The organism is Mogibacterium kristiansenii, from assembly GCF_029224645.1.
Taxonomy (GTDB): Bacteria; Bacillota; Clostridia; order Peptostreptococcales; family Anaerovoracaceae; genus Mogibacterium_A; species Mogibacterium_A kristiansenii.
The window spans coordinates 35,570-48,186 of record NZ_JAQXUZ010000024.1 but is presented as its reverse complement, the minus strand read 5'-3'; the positions used below and the strand labels follow the sequence as shown (position 1 = coordinate 48,186).

7 protein-coding genes are annotated in these 12,617 nt (G+C 47.2%); 4 read left to right on the top strand and 3 right to left on the bottom strand.

Going from position 1 to position 12,617, the window contains the following annotated elements; genetic code table 11:
- Positions 1-58: 58 nt before the first annotated feature.
- Positions 59-1,879 (top strand): nucleoside-diphosphate sugar epimerase/dehydratase, encoded by a 1,821-nt coding sequence (locus PUE40_RS08325; RefSeq protein ID WP_330681555.1) that lies wholly within the window; start codon positions 59-61, stop codon positions 1,877-1,879.
- Positions 1,840-2,049, top strand: a complete 210-nt coding sequence (locus PUE40_RS08245; RefSeq protein WP_330681554.1) for a hypothetical protein — start codon at positions 1,840-1,842, stop codon at positions 2,047-2,049. Before PUE40_RS08325 ends, PUE40_RS08245 begins: the two co-directional genes overlap by 40 nt.
- 776 nt (positions 2,050-2,825) lie before the next feature.
- Here the strand turns inward: PUE40_RS08245 and PUE40_RS07505 are convergent.
- Positions 2,826-3,794, bottom strand: a complete 969-nt coding sequence (locus PUE40_RS07505; protein WP_277672385.1) for an aldo/keto reductase — start codon at positions 3,792-3,794, stop codon at positions 2,826-2,828.
- A gap of 224 nt (positions 3,795-4,018) precedes the next feature.
- Between PUE40_RS07505 and PUE40_RS07500 the strand changes: the two genes are divergently transcribed.
- Both PUE40_RS07500 and PUE40_RS07495 read left to right on the top strand, forming a co-directional pair.
- Complete coding sequence (locus tag PUE40_RS07500; protein ID WP_277672384.1) at positions 4,019-5,827, top strand: fibronectin type III domain-containing protein; 1,809 nt, start codon at positions 4,019-4,021, stop codon at positions 5,825-5,827.
- A gap of 161 nt (positions 5,828-5,988) precedes the next feature.
- Positions 5,989-7,329: an acetyl-CoA hydrolase/transferase family protein gene (locus PUE40_RS07495; protein WP_277672383.1), complete on the top strand. Its 1,341-nt coding sequence runs from the start codon at positions 5,989-5,991 to the stop codon at positions 7,327-7,329.
- Positions 7,330-7,412: 83 nt separating this feature from the next.
- Here PUE40_RS07495 and PUE40_RS07490 read toward each other — a convergent pair whose 3' ends face one another.
- Positions 7,413-10,991, bottom strand: coding sequence for a transglycosylase domain-containing protein (locus tag PUE40_RS07490; RefSeq protein ID WP_277672382.1), 3,579 nt, complete (start codon positions 10,989-10,991; stop codon positions 7,413-7,415).
- 102 nt (positions 10,992-11,093) lie between these two features.
- Complete coding sequence (locus tag PUE40_RS07485) at positions 11,094-12,551, bottom strand: zinc-binding metallopeptidase family protein (RefSeq protein ID WP_277672381.1); 1,458 nt, start codon at positions 12,549-12,551, stop codon at positions 11,094-11,096.
- Positions 12,552-12,617 lie beyond the last annotated feature (66 nt).

Here is a 12,617-nt window from a genome sequence, read left to right as displayed (position 1 = left end):
ATAGGAAGCAACACAGTACATTTTTACAATAGACATATTTTTGCTGGGGGGAGCGAAAATGCAGCAGAAAAAAGAAACAAGAAGACCATTCATCGAACATTGGCAAGTAATTAAAGCCATGTTGGTTATATACGACGTTATTTCAATTGCGGCAGCTTATTTCATCGCATTGCTGCTGCGGTTTGATTTTCATTATTCCGAAATTCCGTACGAATATCTTTCTCCGTACAAGAAGTATATCCCGTTCTACATTGTAATATGTGTCATAATCTATGCCGGAATGCGGCTCTATCGAAGCATTTGGCGATTCGCCAGCTACGATGAACTGTTGCGGGTGGTGAAATCTACCGGATTATGCGTACTGGTTCACGCAGCATTTGCGATTACTGTTCGCATGCCGATTTCTTACTATTTAATGGGACTAACGCTTCAGTTCGGTTTTACAATCGGTATTCGTTTTGCATATAGATTCATTCTTCTTTTACGATCTGATAAATACAAGAAGAGTCATAAGGTGAAGAACGTATTGGTAATCGGTGCCGGGAAAAGCGGATCCATGGTTATCCGAGAACTGAATACCACCAAACATCTGAACGACGAACCGCGATGCATAATCGATGATAATCCAAATAAATGGGGACGATTCATCGACGGGGTTCTGGTGTTCGGCGGCAGAGACCGCATTCTGGAAGCGGTGGATCAATTTAACATCGACAAAATCTATCTGGCAATTCCGTCTGTATCGCCGCAGATTCGGAGAGATATTTTGAACATTTGCAAGGAGACGGACTGCGAGTTGAAGAGCCTTCCGGGAATCTACCAAATCGCTAACGGAGAAGTATCTCTGTCGAAGATGCGTAAAGTGGAAATTGAGGACTTGCTGGGCAGAGATCCCATTAAGGTCAACCTGGATGATATTTGCAGCTATATTGAAAAGAACGTAGTTCTGATCACCGGCGGCGGCGGATCCATCGGATCGGAGCTGTGCCGGCAGGTTGCCGCACACAACCCGAAACAATTGATTATTTTCGATATATACGAGAACAACGCATATGATATTCAGCAGGAATTGATTAAGAAATATCCGGATTTGAACCTGGTAACGCTAATCGGTTCGGTTCGAGATAACAGAAGAATTTTCCAGGTGGTCGAGCAGTATCATCCGAATATCGTATTCCATGCGGCGGCCCACAAACACGTACCGTTGATGGAGGGCAGTCCGTGCGAAGCGATTAAAAACAATGTCATCGGTACCTACAATACCGCATTTGCGGCAATGATTCATAACGTCGATAAATTTGTGCTGATTAGTACGGACAAAGCGGTAAACCCGTGCAATATCATGGGCGCCACCAAGCGATTGTGCGAGATGATTGTGCAGGCCTTCGACCATTTGGTGAAGACGGGCAAAGCGGATGAAGCACCGCAGCTGTTCTGCAATCCGATTCTCAAAAAATGGGCGTCGACGCCGGAGAAGGATGAACAGCTGCGCCAAAGCAAGACGGAATTCGTTGCAGTACGGTTCGGCAATGTACTGGGCAGTAACGGCTCCGTGATTCCGCTGTTCAAGAAGCAAATTCTTGCCGGTGGTCCGGTTACCGTCACCCATCCGGATATCATTCGTTACTTTATGACAATTCCGGAGGCGGTCAGCCTGGTGCTTCAGGCCGGATGTTACGCCCACGGCGGCGAAATCTTCGTGTTGGACATGGGCGAGCCGGTAAAAATAGATACGTTGGCACGCAACCTCATCCGTCTGTCCGGACTGAAACCGGATGTGGACATCAAAATAGAGTACACCGGTCTCCGTCCGGGGAAAAGCTGTATGAAGAGAAGCTCATGGCGGAAGAAGGTCTTGAGAAGACGGACAACGAGCTGATTCATATCGGAAAGCCGATTCCCTTCGATGTGGAGTGGATGTTGGATCAATTGGAGCCTCTGATGGATGCGGCATATAAGAATAAGGATTATATCCGCGATTTGGTAGCGGATTTGGTGAGCACCTATCAGATTACTGACGAGAATCGGATGGTAAAGGGTGCTCAGTAGGGCAAATACGAACCGGCATGGAAGCGAACTCCATGCCGGTTATTTGTTGAGCAAGAATTGATTTTCGGGCAGAAAAAAAGAGACTTTGTTCATTTTCACGAATAAGCCTCACAACACTCTTATTATACCACTAAAAAATTTTAAAATTAAGACTGTTTTTAAAATTCTTTCCGCGCTATTATATAGACAACAAAAGAAGAAGTCCAAAGAACCAAGCGACAAACCTAACGGTTTTGGATATAGAAGGGTGTATCTGAAAGACTTCGGAATCGGAGGAAAGACCAATGGGTAAGTTCGAAGGATAGCTGATCCGAAACAGCAAATTTAGTCGAAAGGAGGTTAGACCAAAGGAAAAATTTAGCAGACAGGCTGGTCTGAAATAAAGCCAATGAGCTTTCATTAAAAAATCGGGGAAGCAGAAAGTGGAGGTAAGACCAAAAGTAGATTAGAAAACGGTAACTGACCTACAACAGTAATCTATCACAGGGAGGACGGACCAACACACAGTCTTAGCAGATAGCTGATCTGAAACACAGCAAATAGCCAACGGCAGAAAGTAGAGGTTAGACCAATGGGTAACGTAAAGGAAGGTATCCGAAAGTAGAAAATCCGTAAATTGTGGCTGATTAAGCTAAAGTAAAAACGGTTGATACGATAGAGGACGGAAGTTAATTTTCAGGATATCAATAAAGAAAGAAGTGGAAAAGTTAATGAATATGAAAGAAGAGTGCTAGGAGCCAGGTGAAATGAGGATATGTCACCTGGCTCTTGTGGTGCTATAAGAAAATAATGGCCCGTACCGGGCATACCGGCGCACAGTAGCCGCAATGAACGCATTTCTTCGGATTGATTTCCGCCAGCCCATTCTCGTTCCAGAAAATTGCTTCACTGACGCAGCGATTTTTGCAGGTGCCGCACCCTTCGCAGTCGGACTGATCCACCATCAATCGCTTGTTCGAAACATCCGGTTGGTAGTCCGCAGAAAGGCGTCCGCTAAAGAATTCCACCGCTCGATCTACCTGTTCCGTGTCCGCCATCCCAATCATTACCGAGGTATTACCTGGGATTCCGGCAGCGTACTCCAGACAACTCCTGTAATCGTGAATCAAGTTTCCGCCCCCAAAAGCTTTCATGGTAAAAATACCCTTTCCCGCATCCGCACATTTCCGAATTGCCGCTTCCATCTCCTTTCGGGTTCCCGGTTCCAATCCTTTCCGAATGCCCATTCCATCTTGATTAATCAGCGTAAATACCACATCGCATTCTGAAATTGCGGCCATTTCCGCGCAAGCATCCACATGATGGGTGGAGATGCCGATTGCTTTTATAAGACCTTTGGCTTTCAAATCGCAGAGCGACCGCCATGCATCTTTCCTTGCATAGAAATCCTCTGTTCCGCGGACTTCATGAAGCAGGAAAAGATCGACTGTATTAATATCCAATTGTTCCAGGCATTCCAGAACGGCCGCTTCCGTTTCCGCATATCCTTCCTCTAAAGTCTTGCTGCAGATGATCGGAAAGTCCAGATCCCTTTGGCGGATTTCATCCAGTGCCGGCCGGAGATATCGATAGGTATCGTAATACTGAGCGGTATCCAGGAAATTAATGCCCTGTTCCACCGCGTGTACAATTATCCGGGAACCAGCTTCGATATCTAAATTTTTCTGGGAAAACCCCATCGTCAGGGTCCCCATACCTACGGGCGTGACGGAAATCCCCGTCCGGCCCAATATTTTTTTTACCATAAATACTCACCTTCTGAATGTAATAACCCTAGTATTATAGCACGAAATAGAAACGTCAGGGAATGGTATTGAAAAACACCGATTTTTCGTGGGTGGAATATAAGTTTCATCTATTGGTAAAGCGGTAAATTCTTCGATATATTAAATTATATAATGATTTTTGAGATTCGGAAGGAGATGGACGAGATGATAAGAGGGGAGGAAAAGGCTTCAAGAGGCGGAGCGTGTGCCGCATTGCAGTACTGGCCGCATTACTGGTGGTAATGCTGGGCAGCACGGTGTTCGGGGCGTCGACGGTTAAGAAATACCACGATATTCCGGCGTACCAGATGCGGGATGTGTATTCTCAGAAGCAGGTGAAAATCGGGCCGATTGATGTACGGGATGGTGAGAAGTTGTACAGCGAATCAAATGTGAAAGATGATGTTACATTTACGATTTACAACAGCACTTTACAGAAAATCGATCAAGTGGTGACCACGAAGGACGGAAAACTACCGGAGCTGACTTTGACGGAAGATTTCAATTACATTTTCATGGTGCTGGATAACGGATCGGAAAGAAGCCAGCGCCGGATGAATCGTTGCTATATTTGGATTCATGATGGAAAAATGTTAGATATCAAGAGTTATGAAAAGAATCTGGCCCAGTGGGAAAAAGATAACCCGGATAAGAAAGTAACCGATACGGTCCGCGTAAAATGTTACAACGAAATTACGAGTTTTAAGGTATACAACAAGGAATTCAACGAAGATACCAGCCGCCTGGACGCCAACAAAAATGCACCGCAGGAAACGAAGGAACTTGGAAATATCTTCGTATACTACAAAGGAAAGCCGGTGGGTGAAGGGGTAAATATCATTTTTACCAGCGACCGGGAGACCGTCGAAGCGAAAACGGATGTGAACGGAAAGGTGCATCCGGTGCTGTTGGAGGATGTGAACTACATGGTTTCTACGGATGACTCCAGATACGATATTGAACCGTTCCCTATCGCTGCAAAGGATAAGAGCGAATACGATGCGGGCAGATATTTTTATGACCACTCTACTTGTCATCGTGTGGGTCTGCGCTACGAAGTGCGAGATCCGAAGACCGGCGAAGTGCGCATCGAACCGAAAGACGATGCGCTGAATCCGATTGTCCTTCTGGACAAGGGGCAGGCTCATAAGCATGACAAGCCGCTTACCAGCCTTTCCGGCAACGTAACGGTGGAAGGCATGCAGTTCAAGGATATCGTGCTTCTGGACCGGAAGGTGAATCGGGATATTCCGGAACTGGGTGAAAAGGACTATCGGGTGATGGATATCACTACCGTGAACCCACACCGGGGCGAAATCTGCAAGCTGGCCAGTGGAGATTTCACGGTAACGACTTCGTCTTTTGGTCGGACCGTGGACAACGTCTACCGCATCGATGCCAACGGCGCGCTGCAGGAATGCGACTTTGAGCAGAAGAACGGTAAGGTGCGTTTCCATGTAAACGCGTTGCCGGCGGAATCCGTGGTTCTGGAATATTCCAATGAAATCAATCCGGTGCTGAAGCTTTCTGCCACCGCATACACATACAACGGCAAGGTTCGGAAGCCGAGCGTTGCGGTAAAAGCAGGGGAAAAGACGTTCTCCGCCTCCGAGTTCGCCGTGAAGTATTCCGGTGGCCGAAAGAACGTGGGCAAATACAGCGTGACAGTCACCATGAAGGGCAAATATACGGGCAAGAAGACCGTTACTTTCCGCATCAATCCAAAAGGGACAGCGGTGCAGAAGCTGACAAAGGGAAGAAAGCAGATGAAGGTGACTTGGAAGGCGCAGAAGACCCAGGTGAGCGGATATCGGATTCAGTACAGCACTTCTTCCAAGTTCAAGAAAGGTACTCACATCAAGACGGTGAAGAGTTATAAGACGAAATCGCTCAAGGTAAAAAAATTAAAGGCGAAGAAGAAGTATTACGTTCGGATTCAAACCTATAAGACGGTGGGTGGAATCAAATACTACTCCGGCTGGTCCAAGACGAAGAGCGTAAAAACAAAATAAATGGAGTGCATGGAGGCGGCTTCCGAGGCGGAGCCGCCTCTTCCTATGATTTTCTTTTTTGCATGTAAGAGGTACCGAAATATGCGTTATTGTAGCATTTCCTTCGATATGATAAAATAGTAACGTATCTATAAAGGGATTCAGAGAACGAGGAGGAGAACGTGAACGACTACAATAAGGAATATAACGCAAAACTCACCACCCCGGAAAAGGCGGTGAAGGTGATTAAAAGCGGTGACTGGGTGGACTACGGTTGCTTGCATGCGTATCCGGCGCTTTTGGACCGGGCACTGGCGGACCGCAAAGAGGAACTGGAAGACGTGAAGGTGCGAAGCCTGCTGATGCATGGCCCCCTTCATATTGTGGAGGAAGACCCGAATCAGGAGCATTTTACGTATAATTCGTGGCACATGGTTAAATTCGAACGGAATCTGTGCGACCGAGGCCTGTGTTATTTTATCCCGATGCTGTTCCGAAATCTGCCGGGATACTACCGCCGTTTCCTGGACGTTGATGTGGCCATGATGGCGGTCACACCGATGGATGAAGAAGGGTATTTCAATTTTTCCGTAAACAACGCAACAGCTCGTGCCGTGCTGGATACGGCGAAAGTAATCATCCTGGAGATTAACGATAAGCTTCCGAGACTGTTCGGAAAAGAGAATAAGGTGCATATTTCGGAAGTAGATGCCATTGTGGAAGGCGAACACCCGGATTTATTTGAAATCCCATCCGCTTCCGGCAGCGAAATCGATGAGTTGATTGCCAATCAGATTGTTTCACAGATGGAGGACGGTTCCTGCGTACAGCTGGGTGTGGGCGGTATGCCGGATTTGATTGGAAAGAAAATTGCCGAATCGGATTTGAAGAATCTGGGTGTTCACTCGGAACTGATTGTAAATGCCAACCTGGATATGTATAAGGCGGGCAAAATCACCAACTCCAACAAGACCGGCGAGATGAAGGGAAAGACCGTCGGCGGACTGGTGTACGGAACAAAGGAGCTGGTGGAATGGACGGCAGAAAATCCGGACGTAATGATTTGTCCGATGGACTACGTGAACGATGTGAACATTATCCGAAGTCTGGATAAGTTTACATCGATTAACAGCTGCGTCGGAGTGGATTTGTTCGGTCAGATTAGTTCTGAGTCCGCAGGAACTCGTCATATCAGCGGAACCGGCGGACAACTGGATTTCCTTACCGGAGCCTACGATAACCCTACGGGAAAGAGTTTTATCTGTATGCCGTCTTCTCGCGTGGATCGAAAGGGTGTGCGCCATTCCAACGTACATGCCACGTTCCATGGGGATATCATTACGGATCCGAGAAGCCAGAGCTATCAGTTGGTGACCGAATACGGAATGGTGAACCTTGCCGGACGTTCCACTTGGGAGCGGGCCGAAATGCTGATCAGTGTTGCTCACCCGGATTTCCGGGAGGAGCTGATTCAGTCCGCGGAAGAAATGAAAATCTGGCGCCGAAGCAATAAGCTGAAGTAGGGGAGGAGAAACCGTTTCTCAACACAGCATAAAAAAGAAGTGTATCTCGTTTATCGCGAGATACACTTCTTTTGTTCTAAAGATTAATCATCATCGTCGTCGTCGTGATCGTCGTGAGAACTCTTTTTCGATGATGCCGCTTTCTTCTTGGCAGCGGCGGCTTTTCGTTGAGCCGCTTCACGTGCTCGATCGGCAAAGTAGGTGGAACGTCCGCTTTCCGTTCCCTTGGTATAGTATTCGCCGTTGACGTGAGTTACGTCACTTGGTTGGGATTTATAATGTCCCTTCTTCGCTTTCGGAATCTGGTTCATAATCTTTCCCCACAGAGCTGCAGCCGGTCCGGACATGGAAGTGAGCTGCATGTTCACGTCGTTTCCGATCCACAGCGCTGCCGCGTAGGATGGGGTGAATCCATCGAACCAAATATCGAACTCGCTGGAGGTCGTACCTGTTTTACCACCGGCCTGTACGCCGCTGATTCCAGCCGGGGATCCGATTCCCTGGCTGACAACGGATTTCAGCATGTCTGTCATGACAAAGGCAACGCCTTCATCCAGCACCTTTGAGGATTCAGACTTGCTGGTGAGCAGTACCTTTCCGTTGCGGTCGGTGACCTTGGTATATGCAATGGAGGATTGACGCACACCGCCATTCGGGAATGCCGCATAGGCCTGTGCCATCTCTAGCGGAATAACACCGTTGGTGAGACCACCCAGAGCCAATGCTGCCGGGTTCAAGTCGTTGGTACCGCCTTCCCGGTCTAAAGTGGTGATTCCGAATTTCTCCACAAGATCGGCAATGTACTCCGCACCGACCTGGAGTTCCAGCTTAACGGCGCAGACGTTGATGGAATTTTGCAATGCCTTTCGCATCGTTACCGCACCGCTGAAGGAGTTGCTGGCGTTCTGCGGCCAGGTCTGTCCGTTAAAGGTCATTCGTTCATCCACAATAACGGAGGACGCGGTCAGGTAATCGCCATAATACTTGCTGCCTTGTCGGTCATGGCCGGTATCCTTGAACGGGAATTTCTTTCCTTCGGATGCCAGGTCATAACTCTTCTGGAGTGCGCCCGAATATACGGAAATCGGCTTGATGGAGGATCCGGACTGACGCGGATTCAGTGCTCTGTTGTAAAGCTGACGTCCTTGCTGTTTTCGTCCGCCTACCATCGCCTTAATCTTACCGGTTCCGACCTCTACGATAACCATGGATGCCTGCGGCTCGATGGTTTTCTCCGGAAGGGTATAGGCATTCTCGGTGATGGTTGCCGTGTTTTTGCCCAGTTTAATCCAATCCGGATACTTCTTGAAGAATTTAGCAGAGATGACAAGATTATCGTTGTCATCCATGCTCTTGTATTTCTCCGGAATATTGATGTATCCGCCGTTATACATGTAGAGCTTGCCGCCTTCATTCACGTAAGTCGGTTTGAACTCCAAACTGTAACCGGCACTGGTGTTGTAGATGTTCAAGCGGTAGCCGGATTTGATGGTCAGAGAACCGTCCTCGTTAACTTTGCATTCCTGGCTTTTCAGCTTAAATTCATTCTTGCTGTTAAAGAAGTTGCGGTAGGAATACAACATAATTCCGCCGCCGGAATTGATGATATTTCCGTTTCCGTCGGTGCTGTAACCGGCGATAGACGGGAAGTTGGAATCCTTATTGAATTCTTTTACGATCATTGCCTGGGCATGGGAGTCTACCGTGGAGTAGATGTTCAAACCGCCGGTGTATACCAAATCCGTTGCCTTGTCTTCGGAATAATCGTACTTCTCCATCAGATCCTGAATAACTTCATCCAACAGGTATTCATGGAAGTAGGAATATTTGCTGGCCTTGTTGGAAAGCTGTGCATTCAAGAACTTCGTCAGCTTCTGTCCCTTGGCTTTGTTGTACTGGTCTTCGGTGATGTAACCCTGATCCTTCATCAGCGCCAGACAGGTTTCCCGGCGATTCTTGGATTCGTCGTTAGCAACGTATTTGTTCGGACGTTTTTTGATGATGGTATCGTTGTCATCCGGTGTTTCACCGCTACCCAGCATTTGAACCAGTGCGTAGCTGTCCGGTGCCTGCGGAAGAGCTGCCAGAGAAGCGCACTGTACCAGCGATAAGTCTTTCGGCTTCTTTCCAAAATAAGATTCGGATGCCGCTTCGACACCGTAGTTACCGAAGCCCAAATAAATGGTGTTCAGGTAGGCTTCGACGATTTCCTTCTTCGAGAGCTTTCTTTCGATTACAGCAGCGTAGTACATTTCCAGCACTTTACGCTTGATGCTTCGGGTACTCATGGTTTCCGGCAGATAGACGTTACGCGCCAACTGCTGGGTAATGGTACTGGTACCGCTGATTTTTCCGGAGCCGGTGATGGACTGGAACACCGCACCAATCATACGAGTCCAGTTGAAACCGTGGTGCTTCCAGAAGGTTTTGTCTTCCAGTGCAACAAAGGCGTTTACCAGGTTTTCCGGCATATCTTCATATTTGCAGATTTTCCGGTCCTGCGTGTAGTAGGCCGAATCCACTGCTCTGCCTTCATCATTGTAGATGACAGAACTCTGCTGGATATTGTCGTAGATGTTCACCGGATCAATTTTCGGGGCCTTTGTAATAATCACAAAGGAATAACAGATGAAAATCATGACACAGAGAACACCGGCGAGGATAATATCTCGGAAAAGATGGAAGAAGCTGAATTTCTTCGGCTTATTCTTGATGTGCTTTCCTTCTTTCACTATAGTCTCTCCTTGAGAGGAATCGTAATCCGGATTCTCCACGAAAAGAGAAAGGAAACGAGCAGCGCGTTTGCCTTTCTTCTGGCGAGCAGCCTTCTTTTCCTGGCGAGTTAATTTCGGTTCCTTTATTTCTTTGACATCTGCTGCGTCGTCTTCCAGAAGAACATCGGAAACGGCGGAGATTTCCTTGCTTCGAATCAAGTCTTCCGAAGAAACTTCGTCCGGTTCTGTTTCTTCGGCATCGTGTGAATTTCCCTCATCGTGTGGATTTTCATCCGCATTTTCTTCTGACTCGGCAGGCTCCTCCGTCGGAGGCACTTCCGTTTCTGTTTCGGCTGTGTCATCAGCCTCAATCACATCATCATCGGAAAGGGGAAGGCCGGTATCATCCGGTTCCGTATCAGTATCGTCAATGACCTCCAGTGGTGTTACATCCTCTGTGGCATTTTCTTCTGATTCTTTGGAGACATCTTCTTCAGCATCGGAGTCCGGGCATTCCGATGCGCCATCTTCAATCGGCTCCTCGGCATCTGCCGCTGCAGTTTCGCTTTCAGATGATATCAATGAATTAGCGTAGGCTGCACCTGCTGCCGCATCGGAGCTCTCCAAATCGGCATCCGAGGCAATGTCGTCGTTTAGATCTTCCAGATTCAAATCCGTCTCATCGGAATTGCGGGAATCGATGCTTTCGAAATCGAAATCGTCTGCTTCCGAAGGTGGGGCATCCGTTTCAGGTTCTTCATCTACAAGCTCCGGTTCCAATTCCGTTTCTGAAGGAGTCGATTCTGCATTCAAGGATTCTTCCGGATCGTCAATCAAGAAGGACGAGATATCCGTATCATCCTGAACTTCTTCGTCGGCGCCGAACTGAGAAAGATATTCTTCTACTTCTAAATCTTTGTCAGTCCGCTGATCGTTGTCTTTTTGCATGTTATATCCTCCCATAAAGATATTCCATTATATCATAATATGGATACATCTTGTAGCTTTTTTGAATTTAAAAACAAGATGATTGATTCGATTCGGTGTTCGTTAGAATCCAAAAATGTTTCGGTCCATTATCGGACTGTTCAGAATGCCGTTGGCAATTTTTGCGGCGGTCTTGTCCGTAATCTGCAGATGAATTCCATCCATGTTCCGATTCTTAGCGGAAAGGAACGTCAGAATTGTGAAACCGCAATCCGGCTTTTCCGGAATCGTTGCATCGACGGTGGAAACGTCATTGGCTTTGTTATATGCATCCTGAATCAATTGGAATAATTCGTTTTTCGTATTCTCATAAGGAGAATCGGTGATTGTTGTATTGATTTTCACGTCGGACAACTCAGCAGCGTTGAGGTTTTCTTTTACAATCTGCTTAAGATATTTGTCGTTCATGCCCATCGTATTAAGTCGGAGGTTCAGCGTGGAGGAATCTGCACTGAGATTCTGAATGCTGTTGATGCCGAAGATATCTTTCTCCTTGTATCCTTCCGGGACGTTGTCCTTGTCAAAGCGGTAGGTGCCGTTTTTGAAGGTGTAGAGGAAGGTGATCAAGCGATTTACCGCTTTCTTGGAATAGGCCGTGCTCGGCAACTGTTCCGTAAGCTCCTTGTATTCATAGTAGGAATCCGGAAAATCCTTCTTGTTGTCATCCTCAAAGTCCTCAATCCGGTCGTCCAAATAGGTGGTCACGGATTCCATCGAATAGGAATCAATTAGAATTGTGGCCTGAATTCCGGTAGGGGACATATTGCCGTTATTTTCGACCTTTACATCCGCCAGCTGGAAGGAAACGGATTTGCTCTTCAGATGCGTGAGAATGTTTCCCAGAAGCGAAATCGGGTTCGGTTGTGCGGCCGTAGATTGAGAAGGAACGCCGGTCGGAATGCCGCCGATTCGAATTCGGAGTGCGGAGTCGCACCGACGAGAAACCTTTTTATAAGGGATCGACACCGTCTGAAGGCTGTTCCCGAAAGAATTGCGGGAAATATAAGAAGATTCCCCTTGGGTCAGCAAGATAATTCGAGATTTCTTCGGAATATATTTTTTCGAAATATTCCGTGCGCCGGTGTGGTGATTGTTGTCATTATAAAGGAAGACAACGTTCACTTCGCCGTGGTTGAGCCCGTGCTTTGCGAAGTATTCCGCAACTGCATAGGCGGAGATGTCTTGCTGAAAAGTTTTGTTGTTGTATTCCATTGCCAGCACGGTGGTCGGAGTGTGTTTGTCCGCCTTGGAATTCGTCTTTCGGATAATCACATTCTTGTTGTCATCGATGGTAAACTTTACGTTATTCACATCGCACCAGTCGGTGAGCAGGTGGGTGATGCGGTCGGTGCTGTCAACATCTTCCATATGGCTCTCGATGGAGTCTCGCATGTTGCTCAGTTCTCTTTTATCCACGAGGTCGTACATTCGATTCAGGCGAGCGATGCTGTAGCTGAAGATTCCAATCACCACCGCGGCGAACACTGCGATACACAAAATGATTTTTTTCTTTTTTGTCATTGAATTATACCGTCTTTCCATATATAATTAACCGAATTCATTATAACCCGATTCAGCAGATTTTAA